The following is a 23,413-nucleotide window of genomic DNA, read 5'->3' on the forward strand; positions in this document are numbered from 1 at the left end:
TTACTTAAAAATGAATAGACTCAAATTAAAAAATACGATAAACCTGATCCGTAAAATGATTCAATACAATTTCCGGATCATCTTTGGGGGCCGCTTTATCTGGTTTTTACTGGCTGCTTTTGCCTTTTTTGCTTTTGTGGCCATTACTGCCGTTTGGAATGGCGAGGTGCCTGATGAAGAGTTTGTGTATGGCATCCTGATCTTTCCGGCCATGCTGCTGATTTTTTACCCCATGACCTTTGGAATTCAGAACGATTTGGACGCCGGTATTCTCGAAATTTTATTCGGCATACCCGACTACCGCTACAAAGTGTGGTTGGTGCGGCTCGTGCTGGTTTTTGTATTGGTTTTCCTGTTGCTGCTGGCCTTTGCCGGGGTGAGTTCTATTTTCCTTACGCCCGTTAATTTAGTTGAAATGGCCCGGCAACTCATGTTTCCGGTTTTGTTTCTGGGCAGTTTGGCGTTTATGTTTTCCACCATCATTAAAAATGGCAACGGAACCGCGGTGGTGATGGTCATTCTGGGGGTGGTGCTGCTCATCTTTAGCGATGCCCTGCAGCGTACCTACTGGAATGTGTTCCTCAATCCACTCAGTGTGCCCCGAAATATGAATGAAGTGGTGTGGGAAGGCATCGTGCTGAAAAACCGTATTTTTCTGATCGTCGGTACCCTGTTGTTTACCCTCTACGGCCTGTTTAACCTGCAAAAACGCGAGAAGTTTATTTAAAGAAGTCGGTGAGTCGTGAGTCCGGAGTGATGCTTTCAAGGCCATTGATTGGTGCTTGTCATGCCCCCGGCCTGCCCCTTCTAGACTTGAGATTTCCCGAGAAGCAGGGTTCACCAATATCCTATTCATGATTTAATTAAAGAGTAACGTTCTGCAACTACACGCAGGTCGGGAGTTTTCCGACAAATTTCCTACGAAGAATTGCACTTTTTATCCGTAATTTCCGGTCAGCGAAGCTCGTTGCCCGACCTGACGGGTAACTTCCTCTTGTAAGTAGTTGATTGTTCAATCGAGAAGTCAAAAATAGATTGATTGTTAAATCCTCCCATTGGAATTGTTCCTTGATAGAAGAAACAATATTCTCCGGGTCCTAATATCTGACTTGGAGTTACTTTATATCGGCCATTTCCCAGATCTTCAATTGCAAATTTAATGGTCTTTTTGGAATCAATTCCCATTTGGGTTGATGCAGTTATTCCACTAACTTTCCCAGTTACTAACTCTCTACTATCTCTTTTCTGTTTCAATTGAGTTAGTGCAAATTCATTTGGTGATGACGCTGTTTTAAACCACCAGTTTCCACTTCCTAAATCATTTTTATTTTTGATATCGAATTGAAAAATAAAAGTTAAATTAATTGAATCTACTTTGTTGACAGAAGTTGCATTATTTATGTACGATTTCACTTTTGCAGAGGCAATTCCATAGGTCATTGCTGCCCCAAGCGCACTGGTTTTAGTGCCAGAAAATACAGAAGGTTCAATTTTTACCAATTTATCATTTTTGGTGTAGAAAACTCCACATTCAACAGCGACCGAAGATTTATTAATCATTAAAGCCAAAATGTCGGAGGAAACCCCTTCCTCTTTTAGGGCTTTTAGTTGATCCATTGATGTGTCAAAATATGTTTTCGATGAATTAATCTTTGCTTTAATGACTTCACTTCCAAATCCTAAATCCATTAAATCTAAAATAGATTGATTTGTTAGTTTTTCTTGAGCAAGGCTAAAAAAGCATGAGAATAAAATTAGTCCAAAAAGAATTGTCCTTTTCATAGTTATTTGAAGTTTAATAATAGATGTCTATGTTAATTGTTTGTAATTCATTAATTACCTGCGGCGGATGGCGCCATTTAATGTAGGAGCCTTGGTTGATTTATGGCTTGTACATTTTATTAAACGGAAAGATAGCTATTCTAGGAATATTTTTAACTATAACTACTCTATAGTGACTAGCTTGCCGTTGCTCATTAAAAGCATAAATCCCTCGAAGACCTATTATTCACCTATGTTATTTGTTGGTGTTTCTATTACTATTAATATGATCAATCAATTCTGAGTTAAGTAAATCGATATCATTTTGTATTTCTTTTAAATCAAGAATTGTGAAATTAATCTTTCGTTGTGGACTCCAACCTTTTTCAGTAATATTTTTAGCATTATCTAATTGTTGGTTATATCTAGTCTTTGTATCTATTACTGAAATTGTTTCGAAATCATATTCAATGGCATTTTCAATATTACCCCAATCTCCATGAATGAATAGATTTCTTTTGTTTTTGAAGTTTTTAATTTTACTTATGGTCTCCAATTGTTGTTCTTCTCTGTGTCCATTACTTTTTAGATGAATTAATTTTTTCAGGTTCTCCAGTTTCTTGTCTAGTGAATCATTTTGAAAAATCATATGGTTGTCAACAGTATCAACACCAGATATCAATACTGAGATATACTCCAAAGCAAGGTGTTCAAGTCTGGAGAATTTCAAAGTAATCTTTCCTACTTCTTGTAGTATTGCCTCTATTTTTTTCATTTAACTAATTTTAGTCGCTCTGTATCCTATAGCTTACCCATAACGGAAAATTGCTATGTTGTCGTTGCGGTTTGCGATGAGATTTCCTGTCCGAAGGAACTAAGGAAACTGGAACCGAAGACGGCAACCCACCGAAACCACAATGCAATTTACAATATATTAGCCGCTGGGTTTTTATTCAACCTTTTAACTATTTCATGTTTGACGTCTTCCTTTGTTTCACAACCACCAAATAAATATCCAGGAGTTATAAGCTTTAATTTTTTAAGACTAAAATTTACGGAAAATAAGATTCTCCATTTTGCAAATCGGCGCAAAGATTTATTGTCTTTTAAAAAGAAACCAACTCGAATAAATAAACTTTCATAATGCGAATATAAAACATAAAAGTAGGCAAATGGCAAAAACAATATTGTCATTATTGCAGGAAAAATGAGTGCTCTTAAATTGTCATAGTTTGCCAAATCTTTGAAATTTTGATATATCTTGAAACCAGAGTAGATTATATAGAAGATTGCAATTGCGCCAAATATTTTTAGTAGAAAATTTCTGACTTGTTTGTGTTCTTCATATACTTCGGTGTACGCCAATGAAATTGATAGAAAAATCACAATAGGCATTAAAATAAACTCAGTAATTATTCCAAAAACGTATAATCCCAAAATGAATTCAATAATCATAAAAACTTTAATATTTTCCAGCAAAAATTTTTTGAAATAATGTTTTTCCTGTAATGCCTTGTTTGAATCCATCATTAAAATGAATCCGACACCAAAACTCCAATAGATAGTATCTTTAATTAAACTGGAATTCCAGAGGCCTAAAAGTGAAAGTCCACAAACAACGATTGTGATATAAATCAAGAGGCAAAGGATTGAAATAAAAATCTGTTTTACAAACAATGCTCCTATTACACAAAAAATTGACTCTCTTATTTTTTTCTGAGTTAAATTCCACAGAATAAAAAGGAAAAGGTAAAAAATCAATGCAATCTCTCTGTTGTTAAAAGTTTTATTTAAAAAATCGAGAATCATTATTGTTTCTATAAGTTTGCTTTTTTAACCTTGCGCCCAACACTTAGATACCCATAGTTCTGTGGATCTATTCGCATTAGCTGTATGTGTTTTTGTTGGTAAAGTACTGCTTGTGTCGTTGGTGTCCGTAGGGTGGTGCTGTCATTGTTTTTTGCGTTTTCGCTGATCAATATAGCAAAACTTTACAAAATGTACGCATCCGTAAGCGCCTTTTTATTTTTGTTCTAAATGGCTGATAATCTTTATGGAGCATTTTATATTTAACACCTCAGGGGGGTACCTCTGAGGTGCTCGTTTGCATGTTTAACCCCCTCGTTTGCATGTTTGACCTGCTCGCGTTCATGTTTAACCCGCACGCTTGCAGCAAAAAGATTCAAGCGAGCAGGTTTTTGGCGCAAGCCTGAATAAAAAAGATTCAAGCGAGCACCAATTTGCTTCACGCTTGAGCCAAATTGGTGGAAAATTCCGCCAAAAACAGACAAGCTTGCAGCTATGACCTGAACGTTTGCATCAAAATGACGGACGTTTCCTTGTTCGAGCTGAACGGTTTCATCTTTAAGGTTCTCCATTCAATGTTCTTACTTCTTGATTGAAGCTTAGGGGTGATAGTGTCCGGTTCAGGCCCATTTCCCCGCCTGCCAAGGAGGGGTGTTCCCGACTTGTCGGGGACGGGGTGGTCAAAACCTGCACAAAGAAGGAAGCTGACTAATTCTGAATTGGCAACAAAACTACCTCGTCACCGGTAACCCGGTGCCACTCCTCCTTGGAGAAAAGAGCGCATCGGTGAACGGTAGCCCATAACCTGACAGCGTCGGAAGGTTCTGTCAGCGTTTAAGCGAAACCGACAACTTCTGACCAGTAACAGATCCTGAAACAAGTTCAGGAAGACGCTTAAAGCGGATAACCGAAGTCACGAACGCATGAAGTTACGGAACTGAAAACCGATAACTGACCTTTTAACCGCAAAGTCGCCAAGAGAACGCGAAGAAAGAAGGCACGAGGTCACGAACGTACGAGGTCACGAACGTACGAGGTCACGAACGTACGAACTCACGAAGACACGAAGACACGAACTATCCGAACATCCGAACATCCGGCAATCAATTATTTTCGATTGATTTTTCAATTTCTTCTTCAACAACACTGTTGGGTAATCGGAACCAGAATTCCGTTTCGCTACCTTCCGATGAGTTTACGCCAAGCGTTCCGCCATGAGCTTTTATTGCCAGCTGGCAGAAGGTTAGTCCCAGTCCGGTGGAGGCCGTTACTCCGAGTTGTCGTAAGTCATGTTGTCCAAATTCTTCAAAAATCAGGTGCTGTTTTTCTTCCGGAATGTGAGGCCCTTGATTGCGGATCCCAATCCGGATATCTGTTTCGCCTGGTTGCTCTATGCGAACCGTAATGGTTCCTTTTTGCGGCGAAAACTTAACAGCATTGCTCAGCAGGTTGGCAATTACCCGTTTGATTAAATGATTGTCGGCAAAGAAAACAGGGCGGGTGATGTCTTCAATTTTCAGGCTTAGTTCTTTTTCGTTGAGCAGAAAGAGCAGTCCGGTTTTTTCATTTTCAACCAACTGGAATAAGTCATTTTTCCGTGGATTTACTTTCATTTCGGTACTGTCGGCCTTATAAACGTTGAGCATGTTATCAACCAGGTTGAGCATTTCGTAACCGGAGTGAATGACAAGTTCGCTGCGAAGCTCTTCGTCATCAATATACCCACTATTGATAATGCCATTCAACGGACTTTTTAAGTCGTGGACAATCATGCCGGTGATTTTTTCTTTAAACAAGACCAGCTCGTTCAGGCGTTTGTTGGTTTCGCATTGCTTGTCCATTTGCTTCTGAATTTCTTTCCGCTGTTCTTCAATCAACTGATTTTTTAGCCTCAGGATGCGATTGTTCTTCTTGTGCTGGCTATAGTTGTGGTATATCAGAATTAAAATCAGAAGGGTCAGGGAAAAGGCAACAATCGCCGAGTTGCGCCACAGGCGTTCTTTACTGAGCAAGATTTCTTTTTGAGCTAGCTGGTTCTTTTGAAGTTCAATCTGTTGTTCTTTCCGGCTTGTTTCATACTTCGCTTCTACCTCAGCAACTGCCTCCGCCTTACTTTTATTGAAAATGGTGTCATTCAATTCAATAATTGCATTGGCAAATTCCAATGCTTTTTTGTAATCTCCTTTTTGGGTATAGGCTTCACGAAGTGCTATTGTAACTGCCTTTTGTTGGAATGGGGCATTGAAGTTAGGAGCAAGTTGGCGGCTTTTAGTTCCATAGGCAATAGCACTGTTGAGGTGTGATTCTCGAAGGGCAGAACTTGTACTCGTATTGGCCAGATTGATATGAACAGAAGCCAGATTCCCATAAACATTGATCAAGCCGGGAATGTCATTCAACTCTTGTTGTTGTTTTAAGGTCTTTTTATAGTAGCTTAAAGCTTGTTCGTACTTGCCCATATTCTCATAAAGAATAGCGATGCTTCCATAGTTATTGGCTATGCCCGCTTTATTATTCCTTTTTTGGTTTACTTCCAAGGCTTCTTGTACGTACTGCAAAGCCAGGTCGAAATTTTCAAGGTGCCCATAGGACTTACCAATATTGGACAAACAAATGGCGACCCCTCTTTCATCGCCTTGTGCTTTAAAAAATTGCAAGGTGCGCTTATAGCCATCAATGGCCTCTTCGTGATTATTCTGATCGTAGTGAATGGTTGCAATGTTGAGGAAAGCGACAGCTGTTTCTTTGGGTTGATTAAGACGTTCGTAATAGTGAAGTGATTCGTAGAAATATTTTAGAGCTTCTGCCAGTTTTCCTTGTTTTTTGTAGGTAAGGCCTAATTTTGAGTAGGAGTTGGCTAGCTCCGAAGTATCTTGTAAGGCTTCACTGATGGGAATGGCTTGGAGGTACAGCTGGGTGGATTGATCCAGATTGCCTTTTAGGTAATTAATAACTCCCATGTTCCGGAGTGATTCTGCTAAAAATTGTTGATAGCGCTTCTGGTGCTTGTTATCTTCTTGGCTGAGTTCTTGCCGGGCAATTTGCTCCACCTGATGAAAGTGGTGATAGGTGCTATCCAGTTGATATTGCATGAAGAATGAAAATCCAAGTACCCGGTAACATCGGCTTAGTAGCAAGTTGTGGTTTGTCTTTTCTGACTTTTTGGGCTGAACACTTTGCCCTGTTTGAATGGCCTTTTGGCTGTAGAAAATGGCCGAATCGGGTAGGGGAAGCTTATCGTAATACTCGGCTAATTCCGTGAATAAACGAAAACGGCTTGTATCATGTTTTGAACCTTGTATTTGTTGCCACAGTTCACTTTGGTTACCAGCTGAAGCATGGATTGCAGCCAAAAAGAAGGTAAGGAGTAAGAATAATTTGCTCATTGTCGGGGTTGAAGAATAAGCAAACTAAAATAGCAAGAAATCGGAGAAAACCTCTGAAAAAATAATGCTGGATGGATTCTTTTTTCTGAATTTGGTATTGGCTTTAAATTCAACGGACAGATCACCGAACGCACGAACGCACGAACGTACGAAGGCATGAAGATATGAACGTACGAACGCACGAACTCACGCATAATCCGAATAGCTGACTATCCGAAGATCAATTTTTAACAGCAAAGAATACAGTAAACAGGCAGTAGGCAGTAGGTGATTTCCCAGGCCCCATGTGTTATGCGCCTTCCTTTTATCGCTAAGCGTATTCCTCAATCTAATTAGAAAACGCACCTTACGCTGGTGGTTGGGTTTCCTTCTCTTCTCGAAGGGAAGGTGTCCCGGGAACCGGGACGGATGGGTTAATGAAAAGTGAGCAGATGAGCCAGGTAGAAGGGAGAAGGCACGAAGACATGAACGTACGAACTCACGCACAATCTGCCTGTCTGGGCACCACGTAAATCGCTATCGACTAACAACCAATAACCATTATTGACAAATAATGACTATCAATGACAAATTTTATAAGCACAGAGCGAAACAGAGCAAAAAACCAATGAATACCGAAAACTGACAACTGAAAACCGACAACGGACAACCGGTAGCTTTTTTAACACCAAGGTGCCAGAAAAGCGTCTGTCTTTGCGTGTTAAATGATCAATTGTTCCCTTCAAACTATCCGAATAAATGAGCGTGTCGGAAAGCCGGGCCTTTCGTTGCAATGAGATTCGTCATAGGATGACCTTTGGGGAAAAGCTAGTTTTGGCGGCTTGACCAAAAACCAACCAACTAAAATTTGATAAAGCATGACGCTATCAAGAAGAAAATTTTTAACAGCCGGCGTAGCCGGATTGGGAGGACTTGTTCTGGGAGGACGAGCCTATCAATATCTATCGGCCAGTGAGGCCAAGGCCAAAGTGGTGATTGTAGGCGGAGGAGCTGCCGGAATAACCATGGCAGCGTATTTGTCGGATATGCTTCGACACGACGATATCACCATCATTGAACCACAGGAAATTCATCACTATCAGCCCGGATACACCCTGGTTGCCGGGGGCGTGTTTACGCCGGAGGAAATTTTGAAGCCGAACCAAGACCTGATGCCTTCAGGCGTAAAGTGGCTAAAAGATTTCGTGGAAGAGTTGGTTCCGGACCAGAATTACCTGATGACCCGGGCGAATGGAAAAGTAAGCTATGACTTTTTAGTATTGGCTCCCGGCTGTCAAATGAATTTTGACCGGATTGAAGGCATTTCCAGAGAAACACTGGGCGAAGGAAATGCGCACTGCATTTACGATTACCAGGGGGCCATTAAGTGCCACGAGGCCATCACCAAACTGCGCGAAAAGCCGGAAGGGAAACTGGTGTTTACCGACACATATTCGAAGTTAAAATGTGGAGGAGCGCCCAAGAAAATTACCCTGATGACCGAAGATTACCTGCGGGACGAAGGCATCCGTGAGGGGTTTGAAATGACTTATTATTCCAACTCCAATAATCTGATGACTCCTGCAGTGTATGGCGATCGTCTGCAGACCTTGTATGACGAACGTGGAGTCGGCGTTCAGTACCAGCACCGGCTGGTGAAGGTGGACACGCAGGCTAAGAAGGCCTTTTTCCAACGACTGGACGAGCCCACGCTGGCTCATTTGCCCCGCGTAGCCGACTCGGAGCTGGTTGGCGTGGATTATGATATGCTGCACTTTACACCCCCGATGGAGGCGCCCGACTTTATGCGTCATTCGCCACTGGCGATTACTGAAGGGAAATTGAGACATGGTGGATGGGCGAAAGTCGATGAAGGAACATTAATTCAGCCCGACTATCCCAACATTGTAGTGCTGGGTGATGTGGCAGGCCTGGGAACCAGTAAAACCGGGGCCGCTATTCGTATTCAGGCGCCCATTGCAGCTGCAAACCTGGTTGCCATGATGGAAGGAAAAGAACCGGAGCAGATTTACAATGGCTATACGGCCTGCCCGATTGTTACCGAGCATGGCAAAGTATTGATGTGCGAATTTGGCTACGACAAGGAGTTGATGCCGACTGTTCCGTTTCTCGATCCGGCAGTGGAGCGTGGCATGTGGTGGATTTTAAAGGTTCACGGCCTGAAACCCATGTATTACCATGGTATGCTGAAAGGGCTGATGTAAGCCGACGTTCCGGTAGAAAAGAAAAGGGATTGCAGGTACTGTTGAAGTAGGCAATCCCTTTTCTGTTTTACAGCGGCCGCTTTTTCGATCCTTTAAGCAGAACAAAAACATAGGCGAGCCGCTGGTGTCGTTTAAGGCTGGAAAATGCGGTTTTCCACCAGGGAATTGAAGGGGCTTTGCCGGCTTCTGCCGGCTGGCCTTTATGCTGAATAACGGTGAATACCGAACCCAAAATCAACAACATGGCCACCAGGCTTTTCATGTCCAGCGTTTCATGAAAAACAAGCACACCCACCAAAACTCCGGTAAGTGGCTCCAGGGTGGATAGCAGCGAGGCATTTCCCGGCCCAATGCGCTTCAAACCATTGAAGAAAAGAACAACGGCTGCAAAACTGGACCATACACTCAGGTTAAGCGTATAGAACAAGGCTTTGGGGGTGAAATGCAGGTTGATGTCGTTGGTTACCAGCCCCTGAATGAGAAACAGCACCGCCGTGAATCCAAATATCCAGAAGGTGGCGGTAAAGGAATTCAGGTTTTTCAACTCGGGGTGAGCCATGGTGATGATGTAAAAGGCATACAATATGCCGGAGGCCAAAGCCCACAGAATACCTACCATGTTCAGGTCTCCACCCGAGCCAATGGCCAGAATAGCAATGCCGGCAAATGACAAGAGCAGGGCCAGCAGCTTTCGGCCTGTAAAGCGTTCCTTAAACAGCAGCGAAGCCAGAGCCAGCGTAAAGATCGGGTAAACAAAGTGCAGGGTACTGGCTAAACCTGTTGAGATGTATTGATAGGATTTGAAAAGCGTATAGGTGGTCATCATGGTGCCCACCAAAGCAGCCAGCAACAGGTGAAAAAACTGCTTCCGGCTTATCCGAATCTGAATGCGTTTGTACATGCAAAACAAGCCGATTAGGATGAAGGCAAAGGTATAACGGTACAACAAAAGGTTGTTTACATCAAATCCCTCGGCGTAGGTTTTTAAGGCGAAGAAAGGCATCAGACCAAAAAAGATGGCCGACAGCAAAATCATTATTGTTCCTTTAGTTGTCGATGAAATCATGGCTATCCGGTTTTACTTGTAATTGTTTAATTGTTAATCGATCAAGCCACTTGGGCTGATCCAAAAAAGTGCGCAAATATCCACATTTTTCATCAATAAACAACACGAAAAAATACACTTCGTATGGTTTGTTTCTGAAAGAGGAAATTGGCAGTCTTTCTGCGTTTTAGCTCAGTAAGTTTTGAGGATGTTGCGGGCTTGTATTTTTGTGGCGGCAGTCAATGACCGAAGGCTGGCCAGTCCTCCGGTTCCGGGGTAGTTATCCCGGATTCTTTTCAAAATAGGGGCGGTGGATAATGGGATGGCACTCCGTTAGGAAGACTTGAAAGTCCGCTTCACTTAAAGCAGCCGGGTATGACATGAGCAGCAATTCAACAAACGGCCCTCCTTCCTGATACGGAGGCTGGGCATAGTCGTAGTTGTTCAGGTAAAAGCCTATGCGCCTATAAAAACCAATACGTCGCTGTTTCAGCGAGTCTTCCGGTTTTTCAACCTCCAGCAGGACTTGCTGATGGCTTTCGGCCAGAAAGGCTTCAAGGCATCTTTTGCCGAGCCCGGAATTCCGCTGCGTGGACGATATGGCAAAATGTTCGATGTAGCGGATTGTGTCAAATTCCCACCACAGGAGAATGCCCACAAACGCTTCGTCAACCAGGATCAGATCGAAGTGATACGATTCATGCTTCATGATCTCCTGTTGCAGGTGCCAGCTTCGTCTTTCCTCGGAAGGAAAGGACTGTTCATATAAATTCCAGGCATCAGCCAGGCGCTGGTCGGTATCGTTGTATAGGCGAAATCTTCTCATGCTAAACTGGTTTTGAAGGATGAATCCTTTGCATCGTTTCAACTCACTTTTCCGGGCAAGTTCCTTTTGCAGGTAACGAGCTCAACGGAAAAGAAGGACAAAGATCGGCTTTTATCTTAGGGATAACAAGTGCAGAGGGAAAGTCAGTTTAATAGCGCTGAATCAGAAATATTCCACCAAGCAGGAGCAGGATGCCGGCAATACGACCTGCAGAAATAGGATGCACGGCCAGACCAAAATAGCCAAAATGATCGATGATGGACGCGGCCACAAGTTGTCCGGCAATGGATGCCGCTAAAACGGTACTAACGCCAATTTTGGGAATAAAAAAGATAACTGATGATACAAAAATGGCGCCCAGCATGCCACCGGCAAATAAATACCAAGGGGCTATTTTTAGCTGTCCCCAGTCTGGCGTTTGAGTTTTTAGAATTAAATTGAACCCCACCAGACAGATAAACCCCACCAGGAAGTTAACTAATGCTCCTTGCAAAGGATGTTTTAAGAATGTTGTTAGCTGGGTGTTAATACTTCCCTGAATGGCCAGCAAACACCCGATTAAAAGAACAATAAGCGTGTAAATAATTTTCATCAAATTCTATTTAAGAACACAAAACTAGGGAATGTTTTTATGATGATGAAAATTTGGACCGCCATAAAAATCAATGACAACATGACACGGCTTAGATAGCACTGAACTTGTGGAGTACCAGCAAGGATAGGCTGGCAATGAAAATCCAAAGCAAAATGCCGAGGATAAAACTGCGCGAGCCTGCTTTTTTGACTTCACCCAGCGAAATGTTTGAGCCTATCAAAAACAGGGCTACCACCATGCCACGCTTGCCCAGCCAGTTGAGGTGGCTGAAGGTAGGCTCCCATTGTGGCAATAGGTAAGCCAGCACTACCGCAATAACAAACAGACCAATGAACCAGGGAATACTGATTTTGCCGCGTTTTTCATTTTTACTGAACAGGGCGATGGCAACCGAAAGCGGAATGATCCACAGGGCACGGGTTAGTTTTACGGCAGTGGCTATTTCCAGCGCCTGGGGGCCGTAGGCTGCTCCGGCACCCACTACCGAGCTGGTGTCGTGAATCGCAATGGCCGACCAAAAGCCAAAGGTTTCCTGGCTTAGGTTGAAGTAGTGCCCCAGCAGGGGAAAAAGCAACAGTGCCAAGGCATTGAGCAGGAAAATGACCACCAGCGAAAATGAAATCTGATGGTTTTTGGCATGAATGACGGGGGCGATGGCAGCAATGGCGCTGCCTCCGCAAATGGCCGTTCCGGATGCAATGAGCCAGCTGATTTTGGAGTCCACGCGCAATAGTTTTCCCAGCAGCAAGCCAAACCCAATGGTGAGGACAACCGAGCCGGCGGTGAGCAGCAGACCCGATTTGCTGGCTTCAATGGCTTGGGTCAGGTTCATCCCAAAGCCCATCAGCACAATGGATGCCTGTAAAACCCGTCCGGTTTGTTGGTGCAGTCCGGTGTGGCGCCAACCCCAAAAGGCGAACAGGATTCCGGTAACCAGGGCCAATGCCGGGGATACAAAAGGTAAAAAGCAGGCCGCAATGGCGATGCTGTAGATCAACTGCATATTGGTGGATAACTGTTTCATTATTTCTTGTTTTGCTTGAATTCGATTGCAAATGTCGATGATTGAAATAATGAAAACAAATACTAAAAATTAATATTCAATAACGATAAGTTATAATAGGGGTGTTCGCTAATGTCAGCAAAAAAACGGGCTTATTGTGGATTTGAGGTAGGAGTAAGGGTTGGAATGAAGCTAAAAGTCCAAAGGCAATCAACCGCGGACTTCTGCTTAAAACGGATATTGCAGCAAGAAATTCAGGAATAACTGCTGAAGCCTGTTTTCGGGGCCTTGCCGTGTTCCAAGCCGGAATTTCCGATGAATGCTGAAGTCTTTTACATTAAGCTTGACAATGGTTTTTAGCTGCAATTCCCGAGCTAGGGCTTTTTCAGATACCAAGGCGATACCATCAAAATTCACCAAAAAATTCTTAATGGCTTCGGTGCTTCCGAGGTGCATCAGAATATTCAGTTTGTCCAGATCAATTTTGTGTTTACGAAGGGCATGCTGAATCACTTCCAGTGTGCCCGAGCCTCGTTCGCGCATTACAAGTGGAAGCTGTTGCAGGTCGGCAAGTGCCAGATTTTTTCGTTTCCCCAGTGCATTTTGGCTGCCGGTTACCACCACAATTTCATCATCCAGAAAATCGTGGTAACGGATGTTGGCTTGCGATGAATCATTTTCAACCAAGGCCAGATCAATGTCGTTTTGCAGCAGCTTGTGTTCCATGTCAACCGAATTGCCATTATACAAGTCGAGCTTGATTTCGGGGAAACGTTGATGGAAAGCCGCCAGCACGCCGGGAATCAGGTATTGTGCGATGGTGGAACTGGCCCCAATACGCAACGAACCCTGGTAAGCATCATTCAAGCGCCCCAGCTCAAACTCCAATTCGTGATATTGCTGCTGGATTTGCTTCAGATGGCGGTAGGCCAGTTTGCCTGCCTGGGTGAGGTACACTTTGTTGCCTTTGCGTTCAAAGAGGGCGCTGTTTAGCTTACTTTCCAGTTCTTTGATGTGCTTGGTTACAGCAGGCTGGCTGATAAACAGTGCTTCTGCCGCTTTTGAAAAGCTCAGGTTTTCGGCAACAGCTAAAAATACTTCATCACGGTAATCCATCGGCTGACTTCTTGTTTTGTTGTCGAAAGTTATGGAAATTTCAGGAATGACCGGCTTTATCTACAAAAAACGCTGCCCCGGGTTGTCGAAGCAGCGTTTTGTATCTTGAAAAATCAGTTGTCTTAAATGAACAGGTTGAGGTTGGCTTTTTCGGCTTCTTCCAGGTAAGTGGCTACCCCACCAATTTCTACCCGATCCAACAGCTCTTCGGCATTTACACCCATCACGTCCATCGACATTTGGCAGGCAATCATCTTAACGCCATTGTCCAAGGCGGTGTTTAGCATGTCCTCAATGGAGTCCACTTTTTTGGCGAGCATGCGCTTTTTCATCATTAATGAGCCCATGCCCATCATATTCATTTTTGAAAGCTTCAGTTTGCCTGCGTTGCCCGGCATCATTTTTCCGAACATTTTGCCCATGAAGTCTTTTTCAACCTCCGGCTTGTCGGTTTTTTTGATGATGTTGAGGCCCCAGAAGGTAAAGAACATGGTAACTTCTTTCTCCATCGATGCAGCACCATTGGCAATGACCAGTGAGGCCAAGGCGCGATCCATGTCATCGCTAAAGACCACCATGGTTTTGTTTTGGGGTAGCTGAACTGATGAAAAGTCGCCAGAGGATGGTTTCGATCCTTTTTCTTCGCCTTTTTCAATGACAGCAGTGATGATTCCGGCAGCGGACTCCAGGGACACCAACTTGTTCCCGGTGATGTTGCACCACGATTGCACATCCTTCATGAAGCCGGGATCGCTGGCTTTTTGTTGCAGCCGGTCGCCCGGGTTCAATTTATCCATTTCTGTTTTGAGCTTCAGCACCGGCCCCGGACATTGCAAGCCACAAGCATCAACCTCAATTGTTTTTACCAGGTTTTTCAGCGAAGGTGCTTCGGTGGGCTTACCGCGATAAATATGATCGTCTTTGGCAATGTAGCTCGACTCAAAAATGTCTTCGTTACTTTGCTTGCACATGGTATGTTCGTAAGTTTTGTAACCACCACTCAGGTTGTAAACTTCTTCAAACCCATTTTGCATCAGGATGCGGCAGGCAAAATAGCCACGGATACCAACCCCACAGTACACGATGATTTTTTTGTCGCGTGGAATTTCATTCAAGCGCTCGCGGATCTGATCCACTTCCACATTCAACGAACCTTCAATATGCCCCAATGCGTGTTCGGCAGGCGTACGCACATCGAGCAGGCAAATTTGAGGCGCATGCAGTTTGCTGACTTCAACCCAGTTGATGTTTTTCATGCGACCCATAATGATGTTTTCAGCCACATAGCCAGCCTGGTTTACCGGATCCTTTGCCGATGAGTAAGGTGGTGCATAGGCATGTTCAATGTCTTGCAGGTCGTAAATGCTTCCGTTGTTTAATAATACCGTTGCAATAAGGTCAATCCGCTTATCGATGCCTTTGTAGCCAATCATTTGCGCCCCGTATAGTTTCCCGGTTTTAGGGTGAAAAAGAATTTTCAGCGTATAGGGTAAAGCGCCCGGATAGTACCCGGCATGCGATGATCCGTGAATAATATTGGAGGTGTACTCGATGCCTTCGCGTTTCAGCGCTTTGGCCGAAAGTCCTGTGGAGGCAACCGTAAGGTCGAACACTTTGGCAATGGCGGTAGCAATGGCACCTTTGTATTTTCGGGTATTGCCCAACACCAGGTTATCGGCCACCAGGCGGCCTTGCTTGTTGGCTGGTCCGGCCAGGTAAGTGTTTACATAGTTGCCGGTAATGGGATGTGGAAAGGCAATGGCATCGCCCAGTGCGTAAATGTTGGGATCGTTGGTTTGCAGGTACTCATTGACTTTAATGCCTCCGTTTTCGGCCAGCTCCAGGCCGGATTCCCGTGCCAGTTTTGTTTCCGGGCGTACACCAATGGATAAGATGACCATGTCGGTTTCCAGTTCGCGGCCGGATTGCAGTTGAACGGTCAAAGATTCTTCTTGGCGGTCAAAGGAATTTACGCCATCCTTCAGGTAGAATTCAACTTGCTTGGTTTTTAAGTGCTGGTGCACTTCGGCAGCCATTTCATAGTCCAACGGAGCCATCACCTGGCTGGCCATCTCAACAATGGTGACATTCATGCCCAGCTGGTGCAGGTTCTCGGCCATTTCCAGTCCAATAAATCCGGCACCAATCACAACGGCACGCTTCGGCTTTTGCGTATCGCAAAACGACTTGATCCGATCGGTGTCGTGTACGTTTCGCAGAGTGAAAATGGAGGGATCATTGATACCTGCAATAGGTGGCTTAACTGGTTCAGCTCCGGGTGAAACCACCAGCTTGTCATAGCTTTCGGTGTAGGTTTCCTTGGTCTGATGATTCAAAACCTCCACGGTTTGTGCTTCCCGGTTAATTTGAGTCACTTCCTGTAAAACACGAACATCAACATTGAGGCGGGCCCGAAAACTTTCGGGAGTTTGTACCAGCAGTTTTTCGCGTTCTGTAATGGTTCCACCGATGTAGTAGGGCAGCCCACAGTTGGCGTAAGAAATGTTTTGTCCGCGTTCGAACATGATGATTTCTGCTTTTTCATCCAGTCGTCGTAAGCGGGCGGCGGCTGTTGCTCCTCCGGCAACTCCACCGATGATAACATATTTTGTCATTTTCTGTCTTGAACTATTAATTGTGAAAAAAAATCAACCTAATTAGATATGCAAATGTGTGGATATTAAAAATGATAATCTCTGAGTTTTGTCTGAAAAAGATCTAGATAATGTATTCTTAACACGATTATCCGTTATTTAGAATGGTTCTGAAAAGATTTGGGCGATTGGCTGAAGTTTAACTGGTTTTCCCTTATTTTTTGTTCTTTTGTGTCAATAAAATTCAATTTTGGAAATGAAACGTTTACTTGGATATTTACTAAGCCCTGTTTACCTCTTGGTTTTTGGCTTGTTGTTGGTCGTGTTCCACCCCATTCAGATTGTTTGTCGGTTGGTTGGAGGATATCCCCTGCGGAAAAAATCGGTGGACATTCTCAACTTTTTGTTGATCTATAGTTTGGTTATTCTGGGAACACGCATCCGGTTTCGGGGATTTGAGCAGTTGCCCCAAGGGCGTCCGTTCATTATCGTATCCAATCATCAAAATACGTTGGATATTCCTCCTATTGTCTGGGGATTTCGGAAGCATCATCCTAAATTTGTGTCGAAGAAGGAATTGGGCAAAGGCATTCCAAGCATTAGCTACAACCTGCGTCATGGTGGTTCGGCTTTAATCGACCGTAAAAATGGGCGTCAGTCCATTGTTGAAATCACCAAGCTGGGTAAGCATATTGAGAAAGAGCAGTATTGTGCCAGCATTTTCCCCGAGGGCACGCGCAGTAAAACCGGTTTAGTGAAATCATTTCAGCCAGCCGGAATTGCATCCTTGTTGCGTGCAGCGCCTTCAGCCTGGGTTGTTCCTTTTGTGATTGACGGAAACAGCCGCTTGATGCAGAAAGGCTACTTTCCTTTGGCTTTCGGAACGCGCCTGACCTATACTGTTTTAGAGCCCATTGATCCTTCCGGGCGGGATGTAAAAGAGTTGACGCTGGAAATTGAGAATAAGATCAAAGCCCATTTGAATCAGGCATAAACTGGTTCAGTGAATGCACCGTTAAATTTGCTCCCAGCCTTGCCGGTAGTTGTGCCGGATCCATTCTTCGGCCATCTTTTTGGCCGGCAGGGTAACAAAATCCTTGTTGAAACGGGGGTCTCCGTTTACAACCTCAAATTCATCCTTGGCCAGAATGCGCAGCTGATCGTCATTGCTGATGTTGGTGAAACGCATGTTTGGACCATCCCAAAGCAGTTTGCGCTGCAAACTTTGCAAGCGAACGGCCAGCACACCCATGACGACCATTTCGTTTAGCGGTCCGGCATAGTCGAAGTTGGATGATGCTTCTACACGGTTTTGGGGCGTTTCCTTGCAGGCCCGAATCCAGTCCTGTTCGTGTCCGCCTTCCTGGGCGTTAGGAATCCGTCGAATGCTTCTTCCCGGCTGTTCAAAATGAGCCATCTCACGTGTTGGCAGCAGGGTGGGGTTAGCCGATGAAGCACCGCACATGATCTTTCCTTTGGTTCCATGAAAAATACAGCCTCCACTTTCATTGCCCATAGGTTCTCCGGGCAATAGCTCATCGGGGCGGGGCGGCATCAGTCCCCCGTCATACCAGGTTACGGTTACCGGGGGCATGGCCACTTTGGGGAGGTTATCCCTGGCGGGGAATTCGTAAACGACCATTTCTGCATTGGGGCATGACTCGGTATTTGTTGGTGTGGAACTGCCCTGCACTGAGGACGGGTATTCCAACTTCAATGCTTTAAATACCGGATCAAGAATATGACAGGCCATGTCGCCCAGTGCGCCGGTGCCAAAATCCCACCAGCCGCGCCAGTTCCAGGGCGTATAAATTTCGTTGTAAGGGCGGTAGGCTGCCGGTCCTAAAAATAAATCCCAGTCCAGTGTTTTAGGAATGCGCATTTCCTTGTCTGGTCGCTCCAGCCCTTGCGGCCAGATGGGGCGGTTGGTCCAGGCATCGACCCGGGTTATGTCGCCAATTTTTCCGGCCCAGATCCATTCGCAAATTTGCCGGATGCCTTCATTGGAATTCCCTTGGTTTCCCATTTGCGTGGCTACTTGATAACGTCGGGCTGTTTCGGTCAGCACCCGACTTTCGTACACCGAGTGGGTGAGGGGCTTTTGAAGGTAGACATGAATGCCTTGGCGCATGGCCATTAAAGCCGGCAGGGCATGCGAGTGATCGGGCGTAGCAATCATCACTGCATCAATGTCTTTTTGCTTGTCGAACATCACCCGGTAATCCTTGTACTGCGGAGCTATAGGCCATTCGCGGAAGGAGTTCCGATTTGCATATTTCCAGTCAACGTCACACAGGGCAACAATATTTTCCAGCTCCATGTTTTTCAGGTTGCGATAGCCCATCCCTCCAACACCAATCCCGGCAATGTTGAGTTTGTCGCTTGGTGCTTTATGCCCCAACCCGCCAATAACATGGCTGGGAAGCAGGGTCAATCCGGCTAATGCCCCGGTGGTTGATCCGATAAATTTTCGTCGGCTGATGCCCGTTTTACTAGGTTTCATTGCGTTTGATTTTAGGAAATATGCGTGGACAATTTAGTAAGAAATGTTGATTTTGTAAAAAAAGGAAAAGCTCTAATTGGAAATAATTGACCAGTTCGGATTGGGCAATAAAAAACGAGGTAAGATGTTTCTTACCCCGTTTATTGTAATTAAACTTGAATTCAATCATTAAGCTGGCATATCCGGCAAGCTCCATGGTGCACGGTAAGTGTGCTTGATCAGTTCTGATGCAAACTCTTTTGCAGAAACAGGATCAGTCCATGTTTTCTTGAAGGTTGGGTGACCATCATGAATCGCAAAACCATCTTTAATAACCGTTCTGATTTCTTCGCTGTCATTCAGGTTCGTGAATTCCATTTTTTCTCCATTCCACTCAAGCTCTTTATTCAGGCTTTGTAAGCGAACGGCCAATACACCCATGACTACCATTTCGTTGAATGGTCCGGCTTCACTGAAGTCAGATGCTGTAGGGATCCGGTTTTCAGGAGTTTCTTTACATGCACGTACCCAGTCCATTTCGTGGCTGGTTTCAATGCGACGACGGAATTTAGGTGCGTCTGGTTTGCGTCCGGACAACAACCATGGATTAACACCGTAGCAACCACAGATCAGCTTGTCTTTAGTTCCGTGGAAAATGACACCACCACCTGAGTCATTCGGGTTTTTACCAGCTGGCCATCCGTCAGGAAGCATTGGTTTAATACCACCATCATACCAGTTTACTTCCACTTCAGGAAGTTTAATTTTCATTTTTTTCTTCGCTTTCCTTTCGGGGAAAGTTAATTTCACAGATTGTGCTGTTGGGGCACAGTCTTGTAACAATAAAGTAGAGTTACCTTGTGCCTTTGTTGGGTAGCCTAAGTCCAGACCAACAAATACCGGGTGCAGGATGTGGCAAGCCATATCACCGAGTGCACCTGTACCGTAGTCCCACCAGCCACGCCAGTTCCAAGGATGGTAAATTTCGTTGTACGGACGCATTTTAGCTGGTCCAACGAACAAGTCCCAATCCAATCCATCAGGAACCCACTGCCCGTTTTCAGGAGTGTTCAATCCTTGTGGCCAAATTGGACGGTCAGTGAACGCTTCTACTTTGGTAATTTCACCAATCTCACCGTTGGCAATCCATTCGGTTGTCAGGTTTACACCTTCGCCTGACGATCCTTGGTTACCCATGGATGTGGCCACTTTATACTTCTCAGCCAATTTTGTCAACAAACGAGATTCGTAAACGGAGTGTGTTAATGGTTTTTGCACGTATACGTGTTTGCCCATGGCAATGGCGTGAGCTGCAGTAATGGCGTGGGTATGGTCGGCTGTTGCAATCATAACCGCGTCGAAATCGTTACCCATTTCGTCATACATTCTGCGCCAGTCTTTGTACTTTTTGGCTTTTGGATAGCGGTCGAAAACGCCGTTGCCGCCAGTGTAGTTCCAGTCCACATCGCAAAGACCGATGATGTTTTCTGATTCCAGGTTCTTCAAGTTAGCGAAACCCATACCGCCGACACCAACACCAACGATATTCAGTTTATCACTCGGGGCTTTGTGTCCCAAACCTGCAATAACACTGCTAGGAAGAATGGTAATTCCGGCAGCTGCAGTTGCAGCTGTTCCCAGAAAGGCCCTTCTTGAAACTTGCTTTGATTCTTTTGAAAGCTTTTTCATAGTTTATAATTCAAATTGATTCAGGTAAAAACGTAATTTCTTAAAGCCCGAAAGCTTTAAAAAACCAGTTAAAGATATAATTCTTCGGGCTTACCCCCAAACATTTTGCCGGATGAATCCGCAAAGGACAACGGAATTAGGATTCTTGGCTTGAATGGGTTGCAATAAAGAGGAACGATAACTAATGGGTTTTTACAGGTTTGTCAAATAGTTTTTGTCTATTCCGATTAAAAAAAATCAATTTGATTGCCACTGGAGCTGCCGCTATATTTGCCACAGAAATTATTGAAAAATCAAATATTAAAAACAGAAAATCATGTTGACAATAGGACAAAAATTTCCCGAGTTTAAAAAGACAGCCGTTGTTTCCCTTGAACCAGGAAAAGAATTTAAGACCATTACCAATGAAGACCTGAAAGGCAAATGGAGTGTGGTGTTTTGGTGGCCAAAAGACTTTACGTTTGTATGCCCGACAGAAATTACCGGGTTTAACGACCACTTCGCATCATTTCAGAAATTGAATGCCAACCTGATTGGTGCTTCAACCGACTCTGAATTTGTGCACCTGGCTTGGAGAAACGATCACCCTGGCTTGCGTCAGCTGCAATTCCCCATGTTGGCGGATACTTCAAAATCGCTGGCCGAAGACTTAGGAATTTTGGAAGCTGACGAAAAAATTGCTTACCGGGCAACTTTCATTCTAGATGAAGAAGGAGTGATCCGTTGGGTAAGCGTTAACGATTTGGCTATCGGCCGCAATGTGCCTGAAGTTTTACGCGTTTTGGGCGCTTTGCAAACAGGGGAGTTAACACCTTGTGATTGGGAGCCGGGTCAAGCAACATTAGCTTAATACAATACGCCATAATGAGTTAAGTTAGATTAGATCTTATAGCTTATAGAAAGGATGTCAGCAGACATCCTTTTTTTGTGCCTGAAAAATCGGAGAAAAGAAACCGAAATCGCTGTAGCAGGAGGAAGTATTGCTTGCTGTCGTTCAAAAGAAATCAATTTTGTTATCAGACGGTTAGTCGCAAGTAGGGATAGACTGTTAACAGGTGTTAAAAGCAGAGCTTATTGTCTGATTTCTTAACATTGGGATAATTTGTAAGATTCAATTAACTAGTTGATTAAGTTTTTTTTCGATGTGTTAAAGTTTTTTTAACCAAAACTAGTTGACTTAGTCAACTAATTCGGATTAGTTTTGCTGAAAACAATTTAACGATGAACACAGATAAACCATTGGGGCATATTCTGGGGCAAACGGTCCATGCCTATAAGGGGATGATAATGCAGGCGTTTAAAGAACAAGAGATTCATCTGAGTTTTGAGCATTTCGCGATTATGTTTCAGTTGTCTTTAAATAAGAATTGGACGCAACAAGAGCTTGCTGATGCATTTAACAAGGATAAGTCAATCATTTTGCGACAAATCAGTGTTTTGTTGGATAATGGCTATGTGGTTCGAAGCCAGGATAAGCATGACGGGCGGAAAAAGAACCTGATGCTGACCAGCAAAGGAGAAGAAGAGTTGGATAAAGCCAAGCGAATTGCAAAATCGTTGGTCGATAAGTTGTTGGCAGGAGTGAGTAACGAAGATTTTCAGGCCTTTAGGCGTGTGGCTGAAATGATTCAGCAAAATGCCGGATTTACGCCTGGTGAGTGCAATGACTAATTTGAAAACAGAAGACTTTAAACAATAGATTAAACATGAAAACAAGAAAACACATTAAAAATCTGAATTTTATTTGGTTGATGTTCGCGGCTGTAGCCTGCACACCAACCCAGGGAGAAGTGGCCCCCGGAGCCCCGGGACAGGCAAAGGAGTATCAGGTTATTTCAATAAAAGAGCAAAGGGCAACGCTGGATAAAAGTTATCCGGCAGTTTTGGAAGGCCAGCAAACGGTTGAGATTCGTCCCCGCGTGGCTGGATACATCGAAGAGATTTTGGTGGATGAAGGAGCCTATGTGAAAAAAGGACAGGTGTTGTTTCGCTTAAATGCGAACGACATTGAAGCCAACGTACGCTCAGCCGAAGCGCAGGTTAAAGTTGCCGAGGCACAAGTGGCTACGGCCAAAATCAATGTAGGCAAAACCAAACCACTAGTTGATAAAAACATCATCAGTAAGTTTGAGCTTGAGTCGGTTCAGTCAACACTGAAAGCAGCCGAGGCACAATTAGCCCAGGCCAAAGCCAACATGGAAAATGCCAAAGCCAACCTGCAGTATACTAAAATCACCAGTCCAACCGATGGCATTATCGGTAATTTCCCATACCGTGTAGGAAGTTTGGTGAGCAGTGCCATTGCTGAGCCTTTGACAACTGTTTCGAATACGACAAACATGTATGCTTACTTTTCGATGAATGAAAAAGACTTTCTGAAATTGACCCGTGATCTGGAAGGTGCTAACCTGCAGGAAAAACTCAAGAGCATACCAGATGTTTCCTTGGTTTTAGCCGACAATACCACCTTTGACGCTACTGGAAAAGTGGAAACTGCCAGTGGTTTGGTTGATCAGCAAACCGGATCAGTAAACATTCGGGCTTCGTTCCCCAACCCCGGGTTCCTGCTACGCAGTGGTAGCAGTGGTTTGGTTCGCATCCCGGAACATTTGGAAGCAGCAATCCTGATTCCGCAGAAAGCGGCTTATGAATTACAGGGTAAGCATTTTGTATACGTGGTAGGTGAAGACAATAAGGTAGTAAATACCAGTGTAGAGGTATTGGCCGGTAACCTGAAAGACTACTATGTGGTTACTTCCGGATTGAAGGTTGGTGATCAGGTTGTGATTGAGGGAATTACTTCGCTGAGAAATCAAACACCAATCAAGCCAAAGTTGACAGAACTTAGCTCGATGAACGAAAGCGGGCTTGCAGCTAATTCAAGTCGTAACTAAAATTCCACAGAA

At 44.3% G+C, this 23,413-nt stretch carries 19 protein-coding genes; 6 read left to right on the forward strand and 13 right to left on the reverse strand.

Annotated elements, in window-relative coordinates:
- The first annotated feature begins 10 nt into the window (after positions 1–10).
- A complete protein-coding gene (locus tag ACRD6K_RS01650; protein ID WP_430971800.1) occupies positions 11–727 on the forward strand; it encodes a hypothetical protein in 717 nt (238 codons plus the stop codon).
- Positions 728–954: 227 nt separating this feature from the next.
- Here the strand turns inward: ACRD6K_RS01650 and ACRD6K_RS01655 are convergent, their stop codons facing one another.
- From ACRD6K_RS01655 to ACRD6K_RS01675, 5 genes are all read right to left on the reverse strand, one after another.
- Positions 955–1,782: a hypothetical protein gene (locus ACRD6K_RS01655; protein WP_430971801.1), complete on the reverse strand. Its 828-nt coding sequence runs from the start codon at positions 1,780–1,782 to the stop codon at positions 955–957.
- A 235-nt stretch (positions 1,783–2,017) separates the two neighbouring features.
- Positions 2,018–2,536, reverse strand: a complete 519-nt coding sequence (locus ACRD6K_RS01660) for a hypothetical protein (RefSeq protein ID WP_430971802.1) — start codon at positions 2,534–2,536, stop codon at positions 2,018–2,020.
- Positions 2,537–2,685: 149 nt separating this feature from the next.
- Positions 2,686–3,570, reverse strand: a complete 885-nt coding sequence (locus ACRD6K_RS01665) for a hypothetical protein (protein WP_430971803.1) — start codon at positions 3,568–3,570, stop codon at positions 2,686–2,688.
- A 260-nt stretch (positions 3,571–3,830) separates the two neighbouring features.
- On the reverse strand, positions 3,831–4,139 hold the full coding sequence (locus tag ACRD6K_RS01670) for a hypothetical protein (protein ID WP_430971804.1): 309 nt from the start codon (positions 4,137–4,139) through the stop codon (positions 3,831–3,833).
- 531 nt (positions 4,140–4,670) lie between these two features.
- The gene (locus tag ACRD6K_RS01675; protein ID WP_430971805.1) at positions 4,671–6,953 is read right to left on the reverse strand and encodes a tetratricopeptide repeat-containing sensor histidine kinase; all 2,283 of its coding nucleotides are present in this window, start codon (positions 6,951–6,953) and stop codon (positions 4,671–4,673) included.
- 857 nt (positions 6,954–7,810) lie between these two features.
- Here ACRD6K_RS01675 and ACRD6K_RS01680 point away from each other — a divergent pair.
- A complete protein-coding gene (locus ACRD6K_RS01680; RefSeq protein ID WP_430971806.1) occupies positions 7,811–9,157 on the forward strand; it encodes an NAD(P)/FAD-dependent oxidoreductase in 1,347 nt (448 codons plus the stop codon).
- 67 nt (positions 9,158–9,224) lie between these two features.
- Here ACRD6K_RS01680 and ACRD6K_RS01685 read toward each other — a convergent pair whose 3' ends face one another.
- From ACRD6K_RS01685 to ACRD6K_RS01710, 6 genes are all read right to left on the reverse strand, one after another.
- Positions 9,225–10,223, reverse strand: coding sequence for a DMT family transporter (locus ACRD6K_RS01685; RefSeq protein WP_430971808.1), 999 nt, complete (start codon positions 10,221–10,223; stop codon positions 9,225–9,227).
- A 259-nt stretch (positions 10,224–10,482) separates the two neighbouring features.
- Complete coding sequence (locus tag ACRD6K_RS01690) at positions 10,483–11,028, reverse strand: GNAT family N-acetyltransferase (RefSeq protein WP_430971809.1); 546 nt, start codon at positions 11,026–11,028, stop codon at positions 10,483–10,485.
- Between the two features lie 148 nt (positions 11,029–11,176).
- On the reverse strand, positions 11,177–11,620 hold the full coding sequence (locus ACRD6K_RS01695) for a DMT family transporter (protein ID WP_299578181.1): 444 nt from the start codon (positions 11,618–11,620) through the stop codon (positions 11,177–11,179).
- A gap of 91 nt (positions 11,621–11,711) precedes the next feature.
- A complete protein-coding gene (locus tag ACRD6K_RS01700) occupies positions 11,712–12,647 on the reverse strand; it encodes a YeiH family protein (protein ID WP_430971810.1) in 936 nt (311 codons plus the stop codon).
- Positions 12,648–12,854: 207 nt separating this feature from the next.
- Positions 12,855–13,742, reverse strand: a complete 888-nt coding sequence (locus tag ACRD6K_RS01705) for a LysR substrate-binding domain-containing protein (RefSeq protein WP_299578179.1) — start codon at positions 13,740–13,742, stop codon at positions 12,855–12,857.
- A gap of 122 nt (positions 13,743–13,864) precedes the next feature.
- The gene (locus ACRD6K_RS01710) at positions 13,865–16,357 is read right to left on the reverse strand and encodes a CoA-disulfide reductase (protein WP_430971811.1); all 2,493 of its coding nucleotides are present in this window, start codon (positions 16,355–16,357) and stop codon (positions 13,865–13,867) included.
- Positions 16,358–16,592: 235 nt separating this feature from the next.
- Between ACRD6K_RS01710 and ACRD6K_RS01715 the strand changes: the two genes are divergently transcribed.
- Positions 16,593–17,330 (forward strand): lysophospholipid acyltransferase family protein, encoded by a 738-nt coding sequence (locus tag ACRD6K_RS01715; RefSeq protein ID WP_430971812.1) that lies wholly within the window; start codon positions 16,593–16,595, stop codon positions 17,328–17,330.
- A 21-nt stretch (positions 17,331–17,351) separates the two neighbouring features.
- Here ACRD6K_RS01715 and ACRD6K_RS01720 read toward each other — a convergent pair whose 3' ends face one another.
- Together ACRD6K_RS01720 and ACRD6K_RS01725 are read right to left on the reverse strand one after the other, a co-directional pair.
- On the reverse strand, positions 17,352–18,839 hold the full coding sequence (locus tag ACRD6K_RS01720) for a glycoside 3-dehydrogenase (protein WP_430971813.1): 1,488 nt from the start codon (positions 18,837–18,839) through the stop codon (positions 17,352–17,354).
- A 168-nt stretch (positions 18,840–19,007) separates the two neighbouring features.
- Positions 19,008–20,507 carry a glycoside 3-dehydrogenase gene (locus ACRD6K_RS01725; protein WP_430971814.1) on the reverse strand — a complete coding sequence of 500 codons (1,500 nt, stop codon included), beginning with the start codon at positions 20,505–20,507 and terminating at the stop codon, positions 19,008–19,010.
- Positions 20,508–20,823: 316 nt separating this feature from the next.
- Here ACRD6K_RS01725 and ACRD6K_RS01730 point away from each other — a divergent pair, with 316 nt between their 5' ends.
- From ACRD6K_RS01730 to ACRD6K_RS01740, 3 genes are all read left to right on the forward strand, one after another.
- Entirely contained in the window at positions 20,824–21,357 is a 534-nt protein-coding gene (locus ACRD6K_RS01730; protein WP_299578174.1) for a peroxiredoxin, read from the forward strand.
- Between the two features lie 371 nt (positions 21,358–21,728).
- Positions 21,729–22,178 carry a MarR family winged helix-turn-helix transcriptional regulator gene (locus ACRD6K_RS01735; RefSeq protein WP_299578173.1) on the forward strand — a complete coding sequence of 150 codons (450 nt, stop codon included), beginning with the start codon at positions 21,729–21,731 and terminating at the stop codon, positions 22,176–22,178.
- A 35-nt stretch (positions 22,179–22,213) separates the two neighbouring features.
- A complete protein-coding gene (locus tag ACRD6K_RS01740; RefSeq protein WP_430971815.1) occupies positions 22,214–23,401 on the forward strand; it encodes an efflux RND transporter periplasmic adaptor subunit in 1,188 nt (395 codons plus the stop codon).
- Positions 23,402–23,413 lie beyond the last annotated feature (12 nt).

The sequence above is a fragment of the Sunxiuqinia rutila genome (assembly GCF_050589705.1).
Taxonomy (GTDB): Bacteria; Bacteroidota; Bacteroidia; order Bacteroidales; family Prolixibacteraceae; genus Sunxiuqinia; species Sunxiuqinia rutila.

Coding starts and splice junctions, on each gene's coding strand:
- ACRD6K_RS01650 (WP_430971800.1), top strand. CDS start 11: ATGAATAGACTCAAATTAAAAAATACGATAAACCTGATCCGTAAAATG.
- ACRD6K_RS01655 (WP_430971801.1), bottom strand. CDS start 1,782: ATGAAAAGGACAATTCTTTTTGGACTAATTTTATTCTCATGCTTTTTT.
- ACRD6K_RS01660 (WP_430971802.1), bottom strand. CDS start 2,536: ATGAAAAAAATAGAGGCAATACTACAAGAAGTAGGAAAGATTACTTTG.
- ACRD6K_RS01665 (WP_430971803.1), bottom strand. CDS start 3,570: ATGATTCTCGATTTTTTAAATAAAACTTTTAACAACAGAGAGATTGCA.
- ACRD6K_RS01670 (WP_430971804.1), bottom strand. CDS start 4,139: ATGGAGAACCTTAAAGATGAAACCGTTCAGCTCGAACAAGGAAACGTC.
- ACRD6K_RS01675 (WP_430971805.1), bottom strand. CDS start 6,953: ATGAGCAAATTATTCTTACTCCTTACCTTCTTTTTGGCTGCAATCCAT.
- ACRD6K_RS01680 (WP_430971806.1), top strand. CDS start 7,811: ATGACGCTATCAAGAAGAAAATTTTTAACAGCCGGCGTAGCCGGATTG.
- ACRD6K_RS01685 (WP_430971808.1), bottom strand. CDS start 10,223: ATGATTTCATCGACAACTAAAGGAACAATAATGATTTTGCTGTCGGCC.
- ACRD6K_RS01690 (WP_430971809.1), bottom strand. CDS start 11,028: ATGAGAAGATTTCGCCTATACAACGATACCGACCAGCGCCTGGCTGAT.
- ACRD6K_RS01695 (WP_299578181.1), bottom strand. CDS start 11,620: ATGAAAATTATTTACACGCTTATTGTTCTTTTAATCGGGTGTTTGCTG.
- ACRD6K_RS01700 (WP_430971810.1), bottom strand. CDS start 12,647: ATGAAACAGTTATCCACCAATATGCAGTTGATCTACAGCATCGCCATT.
- ACRD6K_RS01705 (WP_299578179.1), bottom strand. CDS start 13,742: ATGGATTACCGTGATGAAGTATTTTTAGCTGTTGCCGAAAACCTGAGC.
- ACRD6K_RS01710 (WP_430971811.1), bottom strand. CDS start 16,357: ATGACAAAATATGTTATCATCGGTGGAGTTGCCGGAGGAGCAACAGCC.
- ACRD6K_RS01715 (WP_430971812.1), top strand. CDS start 16,593: ATGAAACGTTTACTTGGATATTTACTAAGCCCTGTTTACCTCTTGGTT.
- ACRD6K_RS01720 (WP_430971813.1), bottom strand. CDS start 18,839: ATGAAACCTAGTAAAACGGGCATCAGCCGACGAAAATTTATCGGATCA.
- ACRD6K_RS01725 (WP_430971814.1), bottom strand. CDS start 20,507: ATGAAAAAGCTTTCAAAAGAATCAAAGCAAGTTTCAAGAAGGGCCTTT.
- ACRD6K_RS01730 (WP_299578174.1), top strand. CDS start 20,824: ATGTTGACAATAGGACAAAAATTTCCCGAGTTTAAAAAGACAGCCGTT.
- ACRD6K_RS01735 (WP_299578173.1), top strand. CDS start 21,729: ATGAACACAGATAAACCATTGGGGCATATTCTGGGGCAAACGGTCCAT.
- ACRD6K_RS01740 (WP_430971815.1), top strand. CDS start 22,214: ATGAAAACAAGAAAACACATTAAAAATCTGAATTTTATTTGGTTGATG.